This window comes from Qipengyuania xiapuensis (genome assembly GCF_019711395.1).
GTDB lineage: Bacteria > Pseudomonadota > Alphaproteobacteria > Sphingomonadales > Sphingomonadaceae > Qipengyuania > Qipengyuania xiapuensis.
In genome coordinates this window covers 156,761-177,516 of record NZ_JAIGNL010000002.1, presented here as the reverse complement: position 1 = coordinate 177,516, position 20,756 = coordinate 156,761, and the positions used below count along the sequence as shown (strand labels likewise).

The window sequence follows — 20,756 nt, the reverse complement described above, 5'->3', positions numbered from 1 at the left end:
TCGCATGTCATGACCGAGACGACTTCCCAGCCTCCGATGAAAGCCGGCATCGTGCCGGTGACGCCGCTCCAGCAGAACTGCTCGCTGATCTGGTGCACCAGCACCAACAAGGGCGCGCTTATCGATCCGGGCGGCGATCTCGACAGGCTGAAGGCAGCGGTGAAGCAGACGGGCGTGGAGCTCGAGAAGATTCTCATTACCCACGGTCACATCGATCACTGCGGCGAGGCGGGCATCCTCGCCAAGGAACTCGGCCTTCCGATCGAAGGTCCGCACGAGGACGACCGCTTCTGGATCAGCCGCCTTGACGAGGACGGCGCGCGCTATGGCGTGAACGGGCAGGTTTTCGAGCCCGACCGCTGGCTGGAAGACGGCGACACCGTCACCGTGGGCGAGCTCACTCTCGAGGTGATCCACTGCCCGGGCCACACGCCCGGACACGTGGTCTTCTTCCATCGGCCGAGCAAGTTCGCAGTGGTCGGCGACGTGCTGTTCCAGGGCAGCATCGGGCGCACCGATTTCCCCATGGGCAACCATCAGGACCTGATCGATGCCATCACCCAGAAGCTGTGGCCGCTGGGCGACGACGTGACCTTCATTCCCGGTCACGGACCCACCAGCACCTTCGGGCAGGAGCGAAAGACCAACGCCTTCGTCAGCGACGCGGCGCTGGCCTGAACTCGCTTACATCACGCCGAGCGTGATCAGCACGGCGACGGCCGCAAGGCCGAGCAGCGACAGCATGGTGATTAGGACTCCGATCGAGCGCCCCTTGGCGAGCGTGCCGCCGTCCATGCCGAATCCATGTGCAACGCGCCCGATCATGTAGAGGGCGACCACCCAGGCGAGCCAGGGATCGCCGCGGCCCGACAGCTCGATCGCTGCGACCAGCACGAGGAAGAAGGCGGTATTCTCGACGAAATTGAGTTGCGCGCGCATGCGGGCCGTGAGCGGGCCGCCCGCGCCATCATCGCCGATGGAGACTTTGTGCTTGATGCGCATCTGACCGACACGGATCGAAAGCCACAGGTTGATGATCGCGGCAGCCGCGGCGGCGGTCAGCGTGACCGGCAGGACGATAGCCATGGAAAATTCCTCCCTCTTGCGTACCCTCCACGCCTTGCTAGGTCGGGGTTGCGGGTGCCGCAATCGGATGCGTGATCTTATCCTCCGCTACGCTTGCATCATCCGGAAAATTCGCTATAGCGCGCGCCTTCACCGTCACGGTCGGGTAGTTTGCCGTCATCGCGCTCTTGTGCGTTGCCGGAGCTTCCCCTAGGGCGGCCACCGAAATTGATTGAAATTGTTTGAGGAACAGGTGCCGAGATGGCCGTCCCCAAGAGAAAAGTATCGCCCCACCGCCGCGGCAACCGTCGTGCACACGATTCGCTCAAGGTCGAAGCTCATCACGAGTGCTCGAACTGTGGCGAGCTGAAGCGTCCGCACAACCTGTGCCCGCACTGCGGCTACTACAACGGGCGCGAAGTCCTCGCACCCGAGGGTCTTTAAGACTTAGTTTGAGTCGGAGAGCGTTATGAGTCTTCCGCGTATCGCCGTCGACGCGATGGGCGGAGATGAAGGCGTTCGCGTAATGATCGAAGGCGCCGCGCTCGCGCGTAGGCGCCACGATCGATTCAAATTCCTGCTGGTCGGTGACGAGACGCGGATCAAGGCCGCGCTTGCCGAGCATCCCGGCATGGCCGAGGCCAGCGAAATCCTGCATTGCGAAGATGTCGTCGCGGGGGACGAGAAGCCCAGCCGCGCGCTTCGCCGTGCGAAGACGACCAGCATGGGTCTTGCCGTCGACGCCGTGAAGCGCGGCGAAGCCGGCGCTGCCGTCTCTGCAGGCAATACCGGCGCGCTGATGGCGATGAGCAAGCTCGCGCTGCGCACCATGCCCGGCCTCGACCGTCCGGCACTTGCCGCATTGCTGCCGACGCTCGGCGATAACGACGTCATCATGCTCGACCTCGGCGCGAACCGCGAATGCGACGCGCGCAACCTCGTGCAATTCGCGATCATGGGCGCTGCCTATTCGCGCATCGTCACAGGACGCGAGCGCCCTCGCGTGCGACTGCTCAACATCGGCACCGAAGAAACCAAGGGCACCGAGGACATCCAGGCAGCCGCCGATAGCCTGCGTGCAGCATCCGGTCTGTCGATGGACTTCGAAGGATATGTCGAAGCCGACAAGATCAATCGCGGCGAATGCGACGTGGTGGTTTGCGACGGTTTCTCGGGCAATATCGCATTGAAGGCGATCGAGGGGGCGGCGCGCTTCGTGACCGACCTCCTGAAGCGCGCTTTCAGTTCCTCGATCCGTTCGAAGGTCGGATTCCTCGTCTCGCGTCCTGCGACCGAACTGCTGCGCCACCATCTCGATCCGAACAACCACAACGGCGCCGTCTTCCTCGGCCTCAACGGCGTGGTCGTGAAGAGCCACGGCAGCGCCAATGCCAAGGGCGTCGCGAACGCTGTCGAAGTTGCAGCGCGCCTCCTCGAAGACGACATCACCAACCGCATCGCCAAGGATCTCGGCGAAGTCGGCGGTGACGAGCTGGCAGCCAAATGATCCGTGCCGTGATCACCGGCAGCGGGAGCGCACTTCCCGCCCAATGCGTCACCAATGACGATCTGGCCCAGCGGGTCGACACCACGGATGAATGGATCCAGGAGCGCACCGGCATCCGCCAGCGCTACATAGCGGGAGAGGGCGAGACGACGTCCAGCCTCGCGACCGAAGCGGCGCGCAAGGCGCTCGAGGATGCGGGCATCGATGCAAGCGAGATCGGCCTGATCATCCTTGCCACCGCGACACCCGACCACACTTTCCCCGCCACCGCCACGCAGGTGCAGGCCAATCTCGGCTGCCGCGGCGGCGTGGCATTCGACGTGCACGCGGTCTGCTCGGGCTTCCTCTACGCACTGGGCACTGCGGATTCGCTGCTGCGCACGGGCATGGCGAAGAAGGCGCTGGTGATCGGCGCGGAGACCTTCAGCCGCATCCTTGACTGGGAAGACCGCACGACCTGCGTTCTGTTCGGTGACGGCGCGGGTGCCGTCGTGCTCGAGGCGAAGGACGTCGAAGAAGACGGGCCGGGCATCCTCGCCACGCGCCTCCACGCGGACGGCGAGCACCGCGAATTGCTTTATGTCGACGGCGGTCCCTCGACCACCGGCGAAGTCGGCAAGCTGCGCATGAAGGGACGCGAGGTTTTCCGCCACGCGGTGGTCAACCTGGCCGACGTGCTCAGGGAAGTGCTTGAAGACGCCTCGGTAGAGGCTGCGGATGTCGACTGGGTCGTGCCGCACCAGGCCAATGCCCGTATCCTCGATGCGACCGCCCGCAAGCTCAATCTTGCGCCGGAGAAAGTGATCGTCACGGTCGACCAGCATGCCAACACCTCGGCGGCCTCGGTTCCCCTCGCGCTCGACGTTGCGAAGAAGGATGGCCGCATCAAACCCGGCGACCTCGTCATGTTCGAGGCGATGGGCGGCGGCTTCACATGGGGCGCATCACTCGCGCGCATGTAACAAATGTTGAATTTTTCCGGCCCGTCCATTGCCGGAATCGTCAAAATACAGTAGCTTGTGAGTCAGCTTGAACCCAGGGTCGCGTCTGGGGAAGGACAAAAAATGGATATGATGCGCTCCGTGGGTACGCTGACCCGCGCAGACCTCGCCGAAACCATCAACCGCAAGATGGGCCTTAGCCGGGCCGAGTCTCTCGACCTGGTCGAGAACGTGCTTGCCAAGATGAGCGATGCGCTTGCCCGCGGTGAAAACGTCAAGATCTCCGGCTTCGGCAGCTTCGTGCTGCGCGACAAGAAAGAACGCATTGGCCGCAATCCCAAGACCGGTGTCGAAGTGCCGATCACGCCCCGCCGCGTGATGACCTTCCGCGCCAGCCAGCTGTTGAAAGAGCGGATTGCAAACGGCTGATCGTTCGGCCTAAAACCGGCACATGGCCGAGTTTGACGATCATAAGGAAGACGGCGCTCTGCGCACGATTGGCGAGGTTGCAAAGGCAACCGGCATCAAGACGCATGTGCTGCGCTATTGGGAACAGCAGTTCCCCCAGCTGAAGCCGCTGAAGCGCAGCGGTGGCAGGCGCTATTACCGCACGGAAGACGTCGCACTGGTCGAGCGGATCGACCGCCTCGTGAACAAGGAAGGCTACACGCTGAAGGGTGCCAAGGCGGCGCTGCGCGGCGTGCCGGACCAGCAGGCTGCCGCCCAGGTCCCTGCCTCGGGTGGCGGAGCCGACAATGCGGCAGTCGTCACGCGCCTCAAGGCCATTCGCGACGACCTGAAAGCCGCTCTCGCATCCTGACTAGTCGGACGGGATCAGCGTCAGCTCGGTCTGGCGCCCGTCTAGATATCGCACGGTTTCCCCGTCGAAGAAGGCGTCCTCTTCCGACCGGAAATCGACGCGCTGGCCGCCCCATTCAGGGACCTCGTAGTAATTGGTGAACTCGATCGACCAGGTGGTGCCCGCCAGCACGGGATATTCGCCGCGCGGGTCCGCCTGCTGGTTGTCCCAGAACCCGATCGAAGTGCCAGCACCGTGGCCGTGAAAGCCGATGGGATGACTGTAGATCGATGGATCAAGCCCCTCGGCAAGCGCCGCCGCCCGCGCGCGGGCCAGGATCTCGTTGCCGCTTTCGCCTGCCCGGAATGACGCGGTGAGGATATCGCCGACGCGGTTGGTGCGCCTCAGGCCCTCGCGCAGACCCTCCGGTGCCTCGGTCTCACCCGGCTTCAGCACATAGGCGAGATGCTGTGTATCGGTGTTGAGCCGTAGGTAGGTGATGCCGAAGTCGGTCCACAGCAGGTCGCCCGGCTGGATAACCGTGTCCTCGTAGATCATGCCCTCGGTCCCCTCGCGCTGGATCGCGACGGAGGGATGGAACCATGGGGCAATGCCGAGCGAGGCGAGCTTCTCGCGGTACCACCAGCGCACCTCGTGCGTAGTCGTTTCGCCGGGAGTGATCACGCGGCGAGAGAACGCCTCTGAAATCAGCGCATGCGCGATGCGCACGATGCCCGGATAAAGGTCCAGCTCGGCCTTGGTTCGGCTTTCGAGCCAGCGGACCGAAAGCGTCTCGCCCGAGACGATGCGTTCGGCATACTCCTCAGGCAGAGCCTCGGTCATTGCGCGGTACTGGCTCAGTGTCATCCCGTCGCCGAAACGTGTCGCATCCGAATAGTTGATCGCGATCTTGTCGGGATCGCGCGCCGCGATGATATCGGCGACCGCCTTCCACTGGTCGGGCTCCTCCTCCGGCGCCCACGACGGCTCGAACAGGTCGGCGAGGCCGTAGCGGCTGACCGTAAGGCGCTCGACCGGCTGGCCGTCGCCCGGATCGAAGAAGATGAGGATCGTGCGGCGCCGCGCATGGAAGCTCTGCGCATCGAGCATGGTGGCGAGAACCGGCTCCTCGAAATACTCTCGCGACATCAGCAGCCACATGTCGATGCCCTGTTCGCGCATGATCGCGGGGATGACTGTCTCCAGCCGCTCGGCAAGGATCCGGTCGACTACCTCAGCGCGTTCCTTCAGCGGCAGGATGGTGGGCAGGGCGGGATTGGCCCGCTCGGTTTCCGACATCGGGATCGCGTATAGGTCGGTTTCGCCTGCCATGGCCTGCGGGGCGTAAAGTGCGGCCATGGTGGCGCATGCGAGGGCCAGCTTGCCTTGGTTCATGGTGTCGTGGCCTCGTAATCTGCCTGGCTTGTAGCTTTGGAGCTGGCGGGTTTGCTGCCGCAAACGCCTGAAGCGCAGCCGAAGAAGAACTTGCGGAATTCCGAGTTCAGGCCCGCATCCTCCAGCATTCCTGAAAATTCGCGCGCATCCCCGAAATTGGCGGAATACTGTCCGATCATCGCAAAATCATGTGCTCCGCGCAGGAGCACACGCTCGACCATGGGAAGCACCCGGTCGAGGTGCAGGCGATAGAGCGGTCGCAGCGGCCAGCCCTTGGGATCGGATGCCTCGATATATGCGAAGCGGCCACCCGGTTTGAGGACGCGCGCGGTCAGTTCGGCAAGGCGCCGGTGCTGGTCCGGATTGAAGGTCTTCAGCCCGAACGTCGAAACGACGAAGTCCGCGCTTTCGTCGGGAAGCGAGCTGGCAAGAACGTCGTCCTCGCGGAATTCGATCTTGTGGGCGCGCATCGCGTGGAGGCGGTCCATCGCGCGGCGATGCATGCCTGCCGAGATATCGACGGCGACAATCGATTCCACTTGGGGCGAATGTGAAAGGAGGTGCGGCCAGACCTCGCCGGTGCCAGCCATCAAGTCGTATCCATGACGCGCTTCTGGCGGGAGATCGAGCATCTCCACGCATTGCCGCCGCCAGATTTGCGTAAAGCCGAAGGAGCAGGCGTTGCTGAAGGCGATGTAGCGATCCGAGCAGCGATCGAAGACGTCGCGCACGAAGTCGGGATCGTAGATGTCCTGCGATGCCACCTATTCCGCTGCCAGCAGCTCTTCGGCGGCGCCGAGGTCGACGCTGACGAGGCGGCTCACGCCTTTCTCGATCATGGTCACGCCGAACAGGCGGTGCATGCGGCTCATCGTCACGGCATTGTGGGTGACGATGAGGTAGCGCGTGTCGGTTTCCTTCACCATCGCCTCGAGCAGGTCGCAGAAACGATCGATATTGGCATCGTCCAGCGGCGCGTCGACTTCGTCCAGCACGCAGATCGGCGCGGGATTGGTGAGGAACAGCGCGAAGATCAGCGCGGTCGCGGTCAGCGCCTGCTCGCCGCCCGACAGCAGCGTGAGCGACTGGAGACGCTTGCCCGGCGGCTGGGCAAAGATCTCGAGGCCCGCTTCCAGCGGATCGTCGCTGTCGATCAGCGCAAGGTGCGCCTCGCCGCCTTCGAAGAGGCGCGAGAACAGCGTCTTGAAATGGGCGTTGACCTTCTCGAACGCCTCGCGCAGCCGTTCGCGGCCTTCGCGGTTGAGATTACCGATCGATCCGCGCAGCCGGTTCACCGCCTCGCGCAGTTCTTCCTGCTCGGCGGCATTGGTGCCGTGCTCGCTCTCGATCTTTTCGAGTTCCTCGGCGGCGACGAGGTTCACCGGGCCGATCCGCTCGCGGCTGGCGGTGAGGCGGTCCATCTCCTCGCTCTCGGCTTCGGCGGACTTCACGTCGTCCTCCTCGAATTCGAACTTGGCCGGAAGCAGCGGGGGAGGGGACTGGAAGCGTTCGCCCGACACGCGCGCCATTTCGATCCGGCGGGCATCCTGGTTCTCGGCGCGCGCAGTCAGGCCGGCGCGGTTTTCGCGGGCTTCTGCCAGCGTTTCGTTAGCGGCCGAGAAAGCGCGGTCGGCCTCCTGCGCGACTTCGGCGGCGGCAGCGACGGCCTTTTCGGCCTCGGCAAGCTCTGCGCCCAGACGCTCGCGCACCGTGTCGCCCTGTTCGATCTCCTTCATGAGGCCTTCGGGCTTGGCGGCGAAGATGGCGCGCTGTTCCTCGATCTCCTCGAAGCGGCGGGCCATGTCCGACAGGCGGCGCGCGGCCTCGCCCGAGCGGGCCTGCCAGTTGGCCATATCGCTGCGCTGCGCGGCGGTACGTTCGCGGGCGACGGCGAGCGACTGGTCATGCGCGGCGAGTTCGGCGGCGCGGGCTTGCAGCGCGGCGCGGGCGGCCTCGTTCTTGGCCTTCGCCGCATCGAGCGAGGCGCGGCCGGCCTCGGGATCGGGTAGCGCGTCGCGCTTTGCCTCGGCGGCTGAGACTTCGGCCTTGGCCTGACCGAGGATGTCCGAATGCTCCTTCTCGGCTTCGCGCAATTCCTCGAGGCGCGCGGCGACACGTTCGCGCTGGGCCTCGGCCTGGTCGAGCGTGCGTAGCGCCTGGCGTTCGGTTTCCGATGCTGCGGCAAGATCGCGGTCGGCGCCGACGATGTCCCGTTGGAGCGCGGAGAGGGTCTCGCTAGCCGAGGATTGCTGCGCCTCGGCCTTGTCGACCGCCGCCTGCAGGTCGGGCACCAGCTTGTCGAGTTCGGCGAAGCGGTTCTCGGCTTCGAGACGCGCGGCCTCGGCAGCGCCTTCGCCGCGGACGACGAGACCGTCCCAGCGGCGCAGCATGCCGTCCATCGTGACGAGGTTTTCGCCCGGGCCCAGTGCGCGTCCGTCATCGCTTTCGACGACATGGACCAGCGCGAGCCGGGCGCGCAATTCATCGGGGCACTGGGCGATGTGGTCGGCGAGGCTGCTTGCGACCTTCTTCGGCGCGCTCGCACCGGTCCAGTAGCGGCCTTCGCTACCCTCGTCGGGAGCGCCGAGCAGGGCCTTGCCGTCACGCCCCAGCGCAGCGGCGATAGCGCGTTCATAGCCCTTCTCGGCGCGAACGCCGTCGATCGCCTGCTGGCGGCCCGAACGCTTCGCCGCGGCACGTTCGCGCGCCTCGCGGTCGCGCTTCAGCGCGTCATATTCGCGTTGGACGCCCGAGAGTTCGGCCTTGGCCGCAGAATAGGCGCTCGCCGCTTCGTCGCGCTGCGCTTGCAGCTCGGTCTTGCGCGACTGCATCTCTTCGATGGCGGCACGCTTGGCCGCGATATCGGCGGTGGCATCCTCTGCGGCCCTACGGGCGCGCTGCACCTCGGCGTCGAGGTCCTCACCTGCCAGCGCTTCGCGCTGATCGGCCATCCGGCGACCTTCCGCCTCGACACGATCGAGCCGCGTCTTCGCCTGCTGCACTTCGGCCTCGACGACGCGCCATTCGGCTTCGACACCGGCATTGTCCGCCGTGGCCTTGGCGAGTGCCAGTTCGGCCGTACGGCTGGCGCGTTCCGCATCCTCGCTCTGGGCGACCAGCTTGGGGCGGCGCTCCTCGTCGGCGGCGAGCGTCTTCTCGCTCTCGGCCAGCTCCTTCTCGAGCCGCGCAAGCGCCTCTGCCGCATCCTTGGTCATGCGGTCGGCATCGCCGCGGTCTTCTTCGAGCCGGACTTTCTGGCGCTCGAGGTCGGCGAGGCGCTGTTCGGCAGCTTCCAGCTGGCTGGTCAGAGCTGCCATGCGGTGGCCGTGCGCGCTCGCATCGTCGCGGCGATCGGCCTGTTCCTCGCGCGCTTCGGAGAGTTTCTCGGCTGCCTCGCGCTGTGCCTTCTGCGCTTCGTTAGCGGCTTTCTGGGCCTCCGCGACCCGCGCATCTGCGTTTGCGGCGGCTTCCTTTGCCTCTTCCGCAGCGGCCGCGGCATCGCGCCAGCGGGCGAAGACGAGCCGAGCTTCGGCGGTCTTTATCTGGTCGGAAAGCTTGCGATAGCGTTCGGCCTGCTTGGCCTGCCGGCGCAGCGAGGCGATCTGGCTGTCGAGGCCCGCCATCAGGTCCTCGAGCCGCTCGAGGTTCTTCTCGGTCGAGCGCAGCTTGCTCTCGGCGTCACGGCGGCGAACGTGGAGGCCCGCGATACCCGCCGCCTCTTCGAGCATCATCCGCCGTTCGACGGGCTTTGCGGCAATGACCTGCGCGATCTTGCCCTGGCTGACGAGTGCGGGGCTGTGCGCGCCGGTCGCCGCATCGGCGAAGGTCAGCGCGACATCCTTGGCGCGCACGTCCTTGCCGTTGACGCGGTAGGCCGAACCGGCGCCGCGCTCTATCCGCCGAACGACCTCGAGCTCGTCGCCGTCGTCATCCTCGGCCGACAGCACCACTTCGGCGAAATCGCGCGGCGGGCGGCTGGCCGTGCCGGCGAAGATGACGTCTTCCATACCGCCCGAACGCATGGACTTGGGCGAATTCTCGCCCATGACCCAGCGGATCGCTTCGAGCAGGTTGGACTTGCCGCAGCCATTGGGGCCGACCACGCCGGTCAGGCCCGGTTCGATGCGCAGCGTGGACGGCTCGACGAAGCTCTTGAAACCGCTCAGTCTGAGCTGTTTGATGAGCATCGTCTTTCCGTCCCCCCTTTCGTGCCCGGCTTACCGGGCGCCGGCTGCCTGCAGGATGGGCTCGATGCCCTGCCACTGGTTTTCCTCGAGGCGGCGGCCATTGAGGAAGAAGGTGGGCGTCCCGGTGATGTTGTTCGCAGTGCCGGCCTCGCTCGAGGTGTTGGCGATCTGCGTGATGTTGTCGGTATCGGTCAGGCAGGCACGCGCCTGGTCGGCCGAGAGGCCGCGGGCGGCGAAGAAGTCGATCAGGCCGGCAGTCTGGGCAAGGCTGACGAAGCGCTGCTCGGGCGGTGCCTGCATGGCGGCTTCATAGGCGGCGCCATTGGACTGCAGGTTCTGGCCGAACTGCTCGAGCGAAGCCCATGCCTGGTCAGACAGGGCGTGGAAGCTTTCCGGTGCGCCGCACTGGGCCAGCGTCGAAATGGTCACGTCGAGCGGATCGCGCAGGAAGGGACGGATTTCGAAGCTGACGACGCCGCTCTGGACATAGTTGTTGAGCAGCGGCTCTGCACCGGTTTCCGCGAAGTATGCGCAGGCGCCGCAAGTGTGGCTGGCGTATTCGACCAGCTTGAGCGGAGCATCGGGATTGCCGATGATAAAGCCGCCTTCGTCGGTCTTGCTCGCAACTTCGAGCCAGCTCGAGCCTTCGGGCGCGGGGATGGCGGCGATGGCTTCGCCTTCGATTGCGCCGGTCGTTTCTTCGGCTCCTCCTCCACAGGCGGCAAGCGCGAGCGCGAGCGGTGCGGCAAGGGCAAAACGAAGGGTACTGGTCATCGAAAATCCTCTCTCGTGGACTGGGAAGCCTATGTCAGGCGAAAGGTAAGGTGAAGCGCGCGGTTCTGCGTGTCCACAGGGCTGTCCCCCGCAAATACGCCTCCCCGCGCAGTGCGAAACAGGTCAGAACAACTCGTCGAGATAAGGCTGGAGCGAAGGCCAATCGTAGGCATCGAGCTTGTTTCCGCTCATCAGGAAGGTCGGCGTGCCGCGCAGTTGCAGCCGCGCGATATCGGCATTGCTCCGGTCGGCGATGGCCTTTGCGGCGTCGTAATCGGTCAGGCAGACGTCGAGCTGGCTGCGCGAATAGCCGCGCCGTTCCATGATTTCGTAGAAACCGAGATCGCTGGCGATGGCCTGCGCACGCGAGGGGAAGGTGCCGAAGTTCCAGCGCGCCTGCTGCGCCTGCGTTGCCTTGCGCGCGGTCGCCATCCATTCCTCGTGCTTGAGGATCAGCGCCTCGTGATTGCCGAAGAACTTGTCCGCATCGCCGCAGCGCGCGGCAAGTGCCGCGGTCAGGTCGATGGGGTCGCGGATCAGGTGGCGGATTTCGTAGGAGACCTTGCCCGTGGGCACGTAGAGCATCTTGATCGCCCCGTCGCCCGAGCGCGCAAACGTGGCGCAGTGCGAGCAGGTGTAGCTCATGTACTCGACCAGCTTGCCTTCGGCTTGCGGGTTGCCGATCAGGTGGCCGCCGTCGGTCTCGGTGACCGTGGCGCCCCAGTTTCCCCTGATTTCGGAGCCGGGAAGCGGCGCGTCCTGCGCTGTCGCGCCGACTGCGAGGGCGGATGCCGCCGCGATCATCAGGGGGCGGGTGAAACGGGGTAATGCAACCACTTCAGTCGTTCCTGTCCTTGTCGTCATCGCCGAAACTGCGCGCCAGCGATTCGAGCACGGTACGCAATTCGGGGTCGCCGATATCGCGCAAGCTGTCACCAAGCTCCATCGGGATGGGCTTCAATGAAGGCGGAGCCTTCACCTTGTTCTTGTCTTCGGGCGGCTTAACCGCACCTTGCCGAAGCTTGATCCGCGCGACCGCCTTGTAGCCGAAAAAACGGTTCACGCGCTCGGTGATCTCGGGGAGCACCTGCTGGATGAGCGGGGCATGAGCGGGCAGCACTACCAGCTCGAGAATGCCTTCGGACTTCTCGCCTGGAGGAAAGCGGATCATTTCGGGCATGCAGACGCGGGCATGCGTCTCGCCGACGATTTCGGGCCAGCGGCTGACCACAGAGCTCTGCACGAAGCCGAAGCGCCGGAATGCCGGACGCCCTATCTGCGGCATCAGGTCGGAAATGGCCTTCGCCTGCCCGCCGCGCGGGCGCTCGTAAGGCTTGGGAGATTTCTTTCGTCCCGCCTTCGTTCCGGATTTCGGCTTGTCGCTTCCCATTGCGCTGCCGCTCATGCCATAGGCGGCGCGTGGCCGCTATAGTCTCCGATAAATTGCTCGACTGGTACGATGCCCATGCCCGCGACCTGCCGTGGCGTGCGCGACCGGGCGAGCCTGCGCCCGATCCGTATCGCGTGTGGTTGTCCGAGGTCATGCTGCAGCAGACCACGGTTGCGGCGGTGAAGCCCTATTTCGAAGCTTTCACGTCGCGCTGGCCGACTGTCGAAGCGCTCGCTGCCGCTCCCGAGGAAGACGTCATGGCTGCATGGGCGGGGCTGGGATATTATTCGCGGGCCTGCAATCTCGTGAAGGCCGCGCGTGCCGTCGCCGAAATGGGCGGCTTTCCCGATACAGAGGTGGAGCTGCGCAAGCTTCCCGGGCTCGGCGATTATACCGCGGCTGCCGTCGCTGCGATCGCCTTCGGCAGGCGCGCGGTGGTGGTCGATGCCAATGTGGAGCGTGTTGTCTCGCGCCTCTTCTCAATCCGCGAACCGCTGCCCGGATCGCGCAAGGCCATCCGCGCAGCGACCGACGCGATCACGCCGAACAGCCGCGCCGGTGACTTTGCGCAGGCGATGATGGATCTGGGGTCGGGCATCTGCACCGCTCGCGCTCCGAAATGCCTGATCTGCCCGCTCGAGCGCGACTGCAAGGGTAAGGCCGAGGGTGACCCCGCGCTTTTGCCCGTCAAGGCTCCGAAGAAAGCCAAGCCGACCCGTCAGGGCACGGCCTGGTGGATCGAGCGCGAGGGTGCGGTCTGGCTCGTGCGGAGGGAAAGCACGGGCATGCTCGGCGGCATGCGCGCACTGCCCGATGACGGCTGGTCTGCACGCGGCGACGGCTCGGGCGAGGCTCCCATCGAGGGAAGCTGGGAAGCGCGCGGCGTCGTTCGCCACACCTTCACCCATTTCGCCATCGAGCTGTCGGTAGAGCGCCAATCTGGAGCCGGACAGCCGGAAGGCGAGGGCGAGTGGTGGCCGATCGCCGAACTCGACGATGCGGGCCTGCCCACGCTCTTCGCGAAAGCCGCGCGGCTGGTACTGGCCTAGATTACGCCGCCGCCGATGCTGAGGCGGATCGCCGCGATCAGCAGGACGATCAGGCAGAAATTCCTTCCCGAACTGCTCGACGACAGCTGGCCGATGATGATGCCCAGCACGATCAGGGGCAACGCAAGCCAGTTGGCCCAGCCGAGAAGCGGGATGGTCGCCGGGATGACGATCACGAGCGAGACGATTCCGAAAAGGAAGGAGAGTAGATTGAGCATGTGTCTTATATGGGTAGGACAGTTCGCGATTGCAAGCGTTTCAATTCGCAATTGACCGTTCAGCTTCGCGTGCGCATCAAGGCGCGCAGACCAGACCGGAGAGTGATTACATGGCCTTTCGCGAATTCGACACACCCCAGCTTTCCCGCCGCGCGCTCTTCCGCTCCGGAGCATGGCTGGCCGCAGGCACCGCAGCCGCCGGCATTCCGGGTGCTTCGAGCCTGCTGGCGCACGATGTCGGACACGCTTTTCCCGAGCTCGCGAAGCTGACCAGCCGCTATGTTCGCGAGGGCAAGGTCGCCAATCTGATTGTCGCCCTCGGACGCGGTCAGGAAGACATGGCGCATACCGTGGGCGCAGGAACGCTGGCCTTCGGTAGCGACGCGGAAGTGGGGCTCGACACCCTCTATCGCATCTATTCGATGACCAAGCCGATTACCGGCATGGCGACGATGATGTGCATCGAAGACGGCCATTTCGGTCTCGACACGCCGCTTGCGGAAATTCTCCCGGCGTTCGCCGACATGCAGGTGCTGAGGACCCCAGACGGCGCCCTCGACGATACGGTGCCGGCCGAGACGCAGATCACGATCCGCCACCTGCTCACCCATACCGCCGGCCTCAGCTACATCATCGATGCCAAAGGCCCGCTGCTCGGCGAATTCGTGAAACAGGGCCTTGTCGGGGGGCGCGTCAGCCGCATGCCGATCCCTGGCCTGCCGCAGGTCACGCCCGCGCCCTCGCTAGAGGCTTTCGCGGACCGTCTTGCCGAGCTTCCGCTGGTGGCGCAGCCGGGCACGGAATGGATCTATTCGGCCAGCCTCGACCTCCTCGGACGCGTGGTCGAGGTGGCATCGGGGATGAGCTACGAGGACTTCCTGCGCACGCGCATTTTCGAGCCCTGCGGCATGACGAGCACCTATTGGGCAGTGCCCGATAGCGAGCGTGCGCGCATGACGACCAACTACGGATTCCTGGGCACGATGCCGATCCCGGTCGATCCGGGTCCGAGCTCGGTCTTCCTCGACGAGCCGGCCTTCCCGGCTGGCGGCGGCGGGCTCGTTTCCAGCCCGCGCGACTATGACCGCTTCCTTCGCATGCTGCTCGGCTACGGCAAGCTCGGCACGGTGCAGGTCATGGAAAGCGATACCGTGCGCACGGGCGTCTCCAACCTGCTTCCCGCAGGCGTGGACACGGCAGGCACGTGGATCGCCGGACAGGGCTTCGGCGCGGGCGGCCGCTCGACCAATGGCCAGTTCGGCTGGGGCGGTGCGGCAGGCACGCTCGCCGCGGTCGACTTCAAGCTCAACATGCGCACCGGCCTCTACACCCAGTACATGCCGCCCGAGACCTATCCGATCCGCGAGGAATTCATCGCCGCGCTCACAGCCGATCTCCAGGCTGTCGCAGCAGCGGCGGCAGCGTGATGCTGTCCTTCACAGGATCGCATATCGACAGGGCTGACCACGTCCGCGCCGACCCGGAGCGGCTGGCGGGATACATGAACTGGAAGGCGCGACTGCTCGCGCTCGACGGCTTGATGCCCTCGATCGGTGACGACGGCCGGCTGGTCTGGGGCACGCTGGCCGATGCGGCGGAAGATGCCGAGCTCGTATTCCTCGGCCTCGACTATTCGGAGAGCGAAAGCGGCAAGGCCTGCTTCGCTGCCGTGCCGCCCAAGGGCGATGCGTCACCGCGCATGGCGAACCCGCAGCTCTGGTCGCTCATGTCGACGCTCCAGCCTTCGGACCTCGCGGCTTATGGCGGTGCGCGCAGCATTGTAGACTGGCACGCACGCCACCGCTTTTGCGCCCAATGCGGCGGCCCGACCGAGATCGCCAAGGGCGGATGGCAGCGCAATTGCACCGCCTGCGGCATGAACCATTTCCCGCGCACCGATCCGGTTACGATCATGCTTGTCGAATATGACGGCAAGCTGATGCTAGGCCGCGGTCTCGGCTGGCCCGAGGGTGCGTTCTCGGCGCTCGCTGGCTTCGTCGAGCCAGGCGAGAGCATCGAGGAGGGTGTCGCGCGCGAGGTGCTGGAGGAAAGCGGCGTGAAGGTCCGCGATGTCAGCTATGTCGCGAGCCAGCCCTGGCCGTTCCCCAGCCAGCTGATGATCGGCTGCCACGCCTACGCCGATGACGATGCGCTCACCATCGACGAAACCGAGATGGCCGAGATCAACTGGTACACGCACGAGGAGGTGAAGGCCTCGCTCGCCGGAGAAGGACCGTTCAGGGCGCCGCCGCCGCATGCTATAGCACATCACCTCATGCATTGGTGGATACACAGATGACCCAGCCCCGTAAGCTCACGATCGACATCTGGTCGGATGTCATGTGCCCCTGGTGCCTTGTCGGCTGGGGCAATCTGAAACAGGCGCTGGGCCAACTCGACGGCGAACTGGACGCGGACATCCGCTGGCACGCCTTCGAGCTCAATCCCGACATGCCCGAAGAGGGCGAAGAGCGAACCGCGCATATCGCACGCAAATACCGCCGCACGATCGAGCAGTCGAAACAGGTGCAGGGCCAGATGCGACAGGCGGCAGAGCAGGCCGGTGTCAGCCTCGATTACGAAGGTGAAGCGGACCCCGCGCCAGATGCGATGATGTGGAACACCTTCGCCGCGCATCGCCTGCTGACCTGGGCGATCGAGGAGCACGGAGCCGAAAAGCAGACCGAGCTCAAGCTCGCGCTCTTCGAAGCCCACTTCAACCACCGCCGCCGCATCGGAGAGCGTGAAGTGTTGCTCGACGTGGCCGAAGAAGTCGGTCTCGACCGCGCTGCCGCTGCAGCCGCGCTCGACGACGAGGAACTTGCCCGCAAGACCCGCGTCGAGGAACGCGCCGCAATGGAAATGAACATCACTGGCGTTCCCGCGATGATCGTCGAAGGCCGCTTCATGATCCCGGGCGCGCAGCCGCCCGAGGCTTATGTCAACGCGCTGCGCCGTGTGGCGGAGAAGACTGCGGCCGTTGCCGAGGGGTGATGTCCCTTTACTACGCTGTTCTCTGCTTCCTGACCTGAATTTGCGCGGTGCCCGAGCCTCGGGCATGATGGCGTCCCGTTCGGGGATCGTGAGAGGGAGGTGTCGAATGCAAAAGCAGTCGCGTTTATTGATGGGCGTCCTGGCAATTGCTGGCTTGCTGGTTTCACCGGCCTTGCGAGCCCAGGATATTTCGTCGTTACCCCTACCGCTGCAATACAAGATCGCTGTCGCCAAAGAGGCTTGTGCCGAATTTGACGGCGGGGAATTCGCACTCGAGTGGGGAGCGATAGAAAGAGTGGACCTTGATGGCGATCTGGTCGCCGACTGGGTCTTGAATGAAAGCGGTTTCGCCTGTTCCTCCGCCGCATCGCTTTACGGTGGGACCGGCGGCAACATGTCCCATTTCCTGGTCGACGGACAGGTCAGCTCGTTGCTCAACCAAGGCTGGGAAGTCGTGAGCCACGGGCGCTACCGAGTGGTGCTTGCCAACGTCCACGGATCGCAATGTGACGGGATCAACCCCACGCCATGCGTTACCTCAAGCGTTTGGGACGGAGAAGCCAAGGAGTGGCGTTCGGCATCAGCGGATTGGGAGTGACCCGTCCATCAGGACTGCCTTGCTGAGGCCTGTCCGCGGCGGGCCAGCGCCAAATTTGCAAAATCGAGGTTCTGCTGCTCTTCTGCCTGTTGCCTTCGAGCATGCATGGGGAACCACGATGAAGCATTTCGCAATTGGGGCCGTACTCGCTCTTTCTCTAGCCGGGTGTTCTCCCGAAGCGCCCCAGGCGGAACGTTCTCAGGAAAACGTGCTCGAGCTCGAGGTGCAGGGACTTTCGTTTGTCGGTCCCGACACGATCAAGTCCGGCTGGACCACAATTCGAGTGATCAACAATGGTGGGATGACGCACCACGCACTGGTATATCGACTGCCCGACGGGATCACTGCCGAGATGGTGGACGAACAGATCGTCGTTCCTATCCAGCAAAGCCTGACAGCAGCAATTGCCGGAGACACGAAGAAGGCGGCCGAGATCGCGGCAACTATGCCAGCCTGGGTTGGCGATCTCATCTGGCTTGGCGGCCCAGGCATGATGTCCGATGGTGTCACCGGCGAGGCGACTATGTACCTGGAACCGGGCAACTACATCGTCGAATGCTACGTGAAGACCAACGGCGTCCAGCATAATTACAATCCCGAGCCCGGCGAATTCGGCATGGTGTTCCCGCTGACGGTAGTCGCCGAAGACGGCGGAATGTCCGAACCCGAAGCGAATGTGACGCTGACGCTTTCGAACAGCGGCTACGAGATCTCGGAAGGCGCATTCGTTACCGGCGAAAACTCGGTGCGGGTGAACTTCGCAGAGCAGCAACTTTACAACAATTTCGTCGGCCACGACGCGCATGTCTTCCGCATCGACGAGGATACGAATGTCGACGCGGCGGCAAGATGGCCGGACTTCTTCCCGACAGATGGCCAGCAGACACCAGCGCCTGCGCGATTCGTGGGCGGCATTCACGACATGCCGGAAGGCACCACCGGCTATTTCAAACTTACGCTGGAGCCGGGCGATTACGGGATTACGGCGGAAATTCCCGATGCGCAGGAGAAAGGTTTCTTCGAACGCTTCTCTGTCGCGGCAGTAGAGTAACGCAGCAGTCCTCCTGACGGGCCAAGACAAACGCCCCACCGGCACAAACCGGCGGGGCGTCGCTCGCTGTGAATTGGTCAGGCGCGCTTAGTTCGAGCGGCTGTCCTGCATTGCCTGAAGGGTCTTCTCGCCCTTCATCGCGTCCTGCGCGGGATTGTCGGAGCCCGTTTCCGGCTCGCGATTGTCGGGATCGAAGGCGCGGTTCAGCTCTCCGCGCGAGCCGACCTGGCGGTTCACTTCGCCGCCAGACGAACTCTGCTGCGAGGGCGTGTCGTATTCGGTGAGTTCGTCGATAAGTTCGTTATCGGGGTGCATGGATTGGCGTTCGGGCATGAGAATATCTCCTTTGCCCAATCAACGCCCAAGTCGCTGATAACGATCCGCAATTCGTCGCACGCGAGGCCCGTCCGGGCCAGCGGCTAGAGCCGGTGGCAGATCACGATCACGCGCATGATCCCGGGCTCGTTGCTGAAGACGCCGGTGGCGTGGCCCGTTTCGACCTCTTCGAGTACGGCCTTGACCGGCTTGGGTATCTTCCACGCGGGCACCCAGCGGTTCTTGCGGATGTCCGCGCCAAGCGCCTCGCCCACCTCGCGGGCATCGCCGCAATCGCGGATCGTCTGGGTCTCTTCGCGGAATCGCTGGAGCGGAACCTCTCCGCTTTTGACCGACAGCTGCATGAGATGGAAATGGGTGCCGGTCCCCGAGCGGGCCCCGATGGTGGACTGGGCGGATAGAATTCCGGGCGCGCTAGCGACCAGTGCCGCTGCTGCCATCACGCTTGCTTTCAAACAGGTCTTCGCATGTCCCATGCCGTCTCTCCTCCGGCTAGCCACTCGGGACCTCGGAGAAGTCGGGCGGCTGCGGTGCGACAACCTACACGAATGGCGGAAGAGCGCGAATCCGCGTCAGATCAGGCCGAGCCGTTCCAGCTTTCCGGCGAGCTTGCCGGGCAGGGCATCGCCGATGTCCTCACCCGGTGCGAGATCGCGCGGCGGTTCGCCCTTGAGGTAGCGCCAGCCCTGGTGTGCGCGCTTGGGGCGGGGATGGACGCGGATCAGTTCGGGCTTGAGGTCGATCGACCAGCGCCCGGTCTTGGTCTCGCTGAAGCCGAGGATCTCGCTGCGCGCAACGATGGCGTGCTGGTGGATCCAGTAGAGCGAGCCGCCGATGCACTGTTCCCACTTGGTGGGGCGATAGCGCGTCGTCAGGTTGGGGCTGCGCCGCTGCGCATACCAGCTTTCGATATCGTTATACGACTGCGCGCCGAAGGCGATCTTGGTCAGGTGAAGCGGCATGGGCGCTTAATCTAGGCAATCGGTCGGGGTCCTCAACCCCTTCAGACGACCTGCATCGCCACGGCAAGGCCGAGGAAGGCGAAGAAGCCCATCGAATCGGTGATCATGGTCACGAAGACGCTGGAAGCCACTGCGGGGTCTTGGTCCAACCGGTCGAAGGCCACGGGCACAAGCACACCTGCAAGTCCCGCCGTCACCACGTTGATCACCATCGCCAGCGCGATCACCGCGCCGAGCAGCGGCGTGAAGATCACGGCCGTCGCCGCCCCGATCAGGATCGCGATGGTAAGGCCGTTGAGGAATGCCACGCGCAGTTCCTTGGTAAGGATGCGCCGCGTGTTGCTGCTGGTAAGCTGGTTCATCGCGATGGCGCGCACGGTCACGGCCATGGTCTGCGTCCCCGCATTGCCGCCGATGCTGGCGACGATGGGCATGAGCACGGCGAGAGCGACCAGCTTCTCGATCGCAGAACCGAACAGCGCGATGATGAGCGATGCCACCAGCGCCGTGCCGAGGTTCGCCACCAGCCAGCGCACGCGGCTGGAGTATGCCTCGCGGATCGGCTCATTGATGTCGCCTTCGCCGGCACCCGACATCAGCAGGGCGTCCTCGCCCGCTTCTTCGGCGATGATGTGGACGATGTCGTCGACCGTCATCTGGCCCACGAGGCGACCGTCATCGTCAATTACGGCGGCGCTGATCAGGCCGTATTTCTGGAACATCAGCGCGACCTCTTCCTGGTCGAGCTCCGCGGGGATCAGCGTCTGGTCGCGCTTCATCACGTCACCCAGCGCCACTTCGCGCGGCGTGCGCAGGACCCACGAGAGCTGGCAGGTGCCGACCGGGTGCATGCGCTGGTCGATCACGAAGACCTCGAAGAAGTCGCCCGGAAGGTCGCGCTCCTCGCGCAGGAAGTCGATCAGGTCGCCGACCGTGATGTGTTCGGGGACAGCCACGAACTCGCGGCTCATCAGGCGTCCGGCGGTCTCTTCCGGATAGGCGAGCGCGGTCTCGATCGCGGTGCGGTCTTCCGGATCGAGTTCGGCGAGGATGGCCTTCTGGTCGTCCTCGTCCAAATCCTCGATCAGCTGGACGGCGTCATCGGTCTCGAGCTGCTCGGCAATCTGCGCCACCGCGTCGGCGGGCAGCGCCTCCATCATCTCCTCGCGCACGTAGTCGTTGAGTTCGGCAACGACTTCGCTGGTCATCAGGTCGGTGATGGCCGTGGCAAGCTGGTGGCGCTCGTCCTTTTCGAACAGCTCGAGAAGGTCGGCGACGTCGGCAGGGTGGAGCGGTTCGACAAGGTCGTAGACCTGCGCCGTTTCACCGGCATCCAGCGCGTCTTCGACCGAGCGGACGAACTCGCGCTTGAGCGTGTTCTCCTCGTCCATGCGTTCGTCGTCGATGCGATCGTCCGGACGACCGCCTTCGTCCGGCGTTTCCGCCAGCATCACGTCGTCCTCGGGGATGCGATCGTCCTCCGCCATGGG

At 64.7% G+C, this 20,756-nt stretch carries 24 protein-coding genes; 12 read left to right on the top strand and 12 right to left on the bottom strand.

The features are described 5' to 3' along the window. The first annotated feature begins 36 nt into the window (after positions 1 to 36). The gene (locus tag K3163_RS10150; protein WP_221429553.1) at positions 37 to 678 is read left to right on the top strand and encodes an MBL fold metallo-hydrolase; all 642 of its coding nucleotides are present in this window, start codon (positions 37 to 39) and stop codon (positions 676 to 678) included. 6 nt (positions 679 to 684) lie between these two features. Here K3163_RS10150 and K3163_RS10145 read toward each other — a convergent pair whose 3' ends face one another. Continuing rightward, positions 685 to 1,086 (bottom strand): MAPEG family protein, encoded by a 402-nt coding sequence (locus K3163_RS10145; RefSeq protein ID WP_221428016.1) that lies wholly within the window; start codon positions 1,084 to 1,086, stop codon positions 685 to 687. A gap of 240 nt (positions 1,087 to 1,326) precedes the next feature. On the opposite strand from K3163_RS10145, the gene rpmF reads away from it, so the two are divergent. The 5 genes from rpmF to K3163_RS10120 all read left to right on the top strand — a co-directional run bounded on the left by rpmF (position 1,327) and on the right by K3163_RS10120 (position 4,333). After that, the gene (gene rpmF / locus K3163_RS10140) at positions 1,327 to 1,509 is read left to right on the top strand and encodes a 50S ribosomal protein L32 (protein ID WP_040965823.1); all 183 of its coding nucleotides are present in this window, start codon (positions 1,327 to 1,329) and stop codon (positions 1,507 to 1,509) included. Between the two features lie 25 nt (positions 1,510 to 1,534). Then, positions 1,535 to 2,572, top strand: coding sequence for a phosphate acyltransferase PlsX (gene plsX, locus K3163_RS10135; protein WP_221428017.1), 1,038 nt, complete (start codon positions 1,535 to 1,537; stop codon positions 2,570 to 2,572). Continuing rightward, positions 2,569 to 3,534, top strand: a complete 966-nt coding sequence (locus K3163_RS10130; RefSeq protein ID WP_221554136.1) for a beta-ketoacyl-ACP synthase III — start codon at positions 2,569 to 2,571, stop codon at positions 3,532 to 3,534. Before plsX ends, K3163_RS10130 begins: the two co-directional genes overlap by 4 nt. Positions 3,535 to 3,642: 108 nt before the next feature. Further along, complete coding sequence (locus tag K3163_RS10125) at positions 3,643 to 3,942, top strand: integration host factor subunit alpha (protein WP_221429554.1); 300 nt, start codon at positions 3,643 to 3,645, stop codon at positions 3,940 to 3,942. A 22-nt stretch (positions 3,943 to 3,964) separates the two neighbouring features. Beyond that, positions 3,965 to 4,333, top strand: coding sequence for a MerR family transcriptional regulator (locus tag K3163_RS10120; RefSeq protein ID WP_221554135.1), 369 nt, complete (start codon positions 3,965 to 3,967; stop codon positions 4,331 to 4,333). On the opposite strand, the gene K3163_RS10115 is transcribed toward K3163_RS10120, so the two are convergent. The 6 genes from K3163_RS10115 to K3163_RS10090 all read right to left on the bottom strand — a co-directional run bounded on the left by K3163_RS10115 (position 4,334) and on the right by K3163_RS10090 (position 12,073). After that, entirely contained in the window at positions 4,334 to 5,707 is a 1,374-nt protein-coding gene (locus K3163_RS10115) for a M24 family metallopeptidase (protein WP_247712653.1), read from the bottom strand. Further along, positions 5,704 to 6,471 carry a class I SAM-dependent methyltransferase gene (locus K3163_RS10110; protein ID WP_221554134.1) on the bottom strand — a complete coding sequence of 256 codons (768 nt, stop codon included), beginning with the start codon at positions 6,469 to 6,471 and terminating at the stop codon, positions 5,704 to 5,706. Before K3163_RS10110 ends, K3163_RS10115 begins: the two co-directional genes overlap by 4 nt. Beyond that, complete coding sequence (gene smc / locus K3163_RS10105; protein WP_221554133.1) at positions 6,472 to 9,894, bottom strand: chromosome segregation protein SMC; 3,423 nt, start codon at positions 9,892 to 9,894, stop codon at positions 6,472 to 6,474. A 30-nt stretch (positions 9,895 to 9,924) separates the two neighbouring features. Further along, positions 9,925 to 10,668 carry a thioredoxin domain-containing protein gene (locus tag K3163_RS10100; protein ID WP_221428022.1) on the bottom strand — a complete coding sequence of 248 codons (744 nt, stop codon included), beginning with the start codon at positions 10,666 to 10,668 and terminating at the stop codon, positions 9,925 to 9,927. Between the two features lie 123 nt (positions 10,669 to 10,791). Then, positions 10,792 to 11,505 carry a DsbA family protein gene (locus K3163_RS10095; protein WP_221554132.1) on the bottom strand — a complete coding sequence of 238 codons (714 nt, stop codon included), beginning with the start codon at positions 11,503 to 11,505 and terminating at the stop codon, positions 10,792 to 10,794. 1 nt (position 11,506) lies between these two features. Then, complete coding sequence (locus K3163_RS10090; protein ID WP_221554131.1) at positions 11,507 to 12,073, bottom strand: DUF721 domain-containing protein; 567 nt, start codon at positions 12,071 to 12,073, stop codon at positions 11,507 to 11,509. Positions 12,074 to 12,087: 14 nt separating this feature from the next. On the opposite strand from K3163_RS10090, the gene K3163_RS10085 reads away from it, so the two are divergent. Next, positions 12,088 to 13,107 carry an A/G-specific adenine glycosylase gene (locus K3163_RS10085; RefSeq protein WP_221554130.1) on the top strand — a complete coding sequence of 340 codons (1,020 nt, stop codon included), beginning with the start codon at positions 12,088 to 12,090 and terminating at the stop codon, positions 13,105 to 13,107. Here the strand turns inward: K3163_RS10085 and K3163_RS10080 are convergent. Further along, positions 13,104 to 13,325: a hypothetical protein gene (locus K3163_RS10080; protein WP_221428026.1), complete on the bottom strand. Its 222-nt coding sequence runs from the start codon at positions 13,323 to 13,325 to the stop codon at positions 13,104 to 13,106. The two genes, K3163_RS10085 and K3163_RS10080, sit on opposite strands and share 4 nt — an antisense overlap. Positions 13,326 to 13,435: 110 nt before the next feature. On the opposite strand from K3163_RS10080, the gene K3163_RS10075 reads away from it, so the two are divergent. The 5 genes from K3163_RS10075 (at position 13,436) to K3163_RS10055 (ending at position 17,968) form a co-directional block, all read left to right on the top strand. Beyond that, complete coding sequence (locus K3163_RS10075) at positions 13,436 to 14,752, top strand: serine hydrolase domain-containing protein (RefSeq protein ID WP_221554129.1); 1,317 nt, start codon at positions 13,436 to 13,438, stop codon at positions 14,750 to 14,752. Continuing rightward, positions 14,752 to 15,624 carry an NAD(+) diphosphatase gene (nudC, locus tag K3163_RS10070; protein WP_247712651.1) on the top strand — a complete coding sequence of 291 codons (873 nt, stop codon included), beginning with the start codon at positions 14,752 to 14,754 and terminating at the stop codon, positions 15,622 to 15,624. The genes K3163_RS10075 and nudC overlap by 1 nt, the downstream gene beginning before the upstream one ends. Next, on the top strand, positions 15,621 to 16,319 hold the full coding sequence (locus K3163_RS10065) for a DsbA family oxidoreductase (protein WP_221554128.1): 699 nt from the start codon (positions 15,621 to 15,623) through the stop codon (positions 16,317 to 16,319). Before nudC ends, K3163_RS10065 begins: the two co-directional genes overlap by 4 nt. A gap of 106 nt (positions 16,320 to 16,425) precedes the next feature. Continuing rightward, positions 16,426 to 16,917, top strand: a complete 492-nt coding sequence (locus K3163_RS10060; protein ID WP_221554127.1) for a hypothetical protein — start codon at positions 16,426 to 16,428, stop codon at positions 16,915 to 16,917. 118 nt (positions 16,918 to 17,035) lie between these two features. Beyond that, the gene (locus K3163_RS10055) at positions 17,036 to 17,968 is read left to right on the top strand and encodes a hypothetical protein (protein WP_221554126.1); all 933 of its coding nucleotides are present in this window, start codon (positions 17,036 to 17,038) and stop codon (positions 17,966 to 17,968) included. A gap of 87 nt (positions 17,969 to 18,055) precedes the next feature. Here K3163_RS10055 and K3163_RS10050 read toward each other — a convergent pair whose 3' ends face one another. From K3163_RS10050 to mgtE, 4 genes are all read right to left on the bottom strand, one after another. After that, positions 18,056 to 18,301, bottom strand: a complete 246-nt coding sequence (locus tag K3163_RS10050) for a hypothetical protein (protein ID WP_221428031.1) — start codon at positions 18,299 to 18,301, stop codon at positions 18,056 to 18,058. Positions 18,302 to 18,387: 86 nt separating this feature from the next. Beyond that, the gene (locus K3163_RS10045) at positions 18,388 to 18,780 is read right to left on the bottom strand and encodes a hypothetical protein (RefSeq protein WP_221554125.1); all 393 of its coding nucleotides are present in this window, start codon (positions 18,778 to 18,780) and stop codon (positions 18,388 to 18,390) included. A gap of 96 nt (positions 18,781 to 18,876) precedes the next feature. After that, positions 18,877 to 19,266, bottom strand: a complete 390-nt coding sequence (locus tag K3163_RS10040; protein ID WP_221554124.1) for a DUF1489 family protein — start codon at positions 19,264 to 19,266, stop codon at positions 18,877 to 18,879. 41 nt (positions 19,267 to 19,307) lie between these two features. Next, complete coding sequence (gene mgtE / locus K3163_RS10035) at positions 19,308 to 20,753, bottom strand: magnesium transporter (protein WP_221554123.1); 1,446 nt, start codon at positions 20,751 to 20,753, stop codon at positions 19,308 to 19,310. Positions 20,754 to 20,756: the final 3 nt, after the last annotated feature.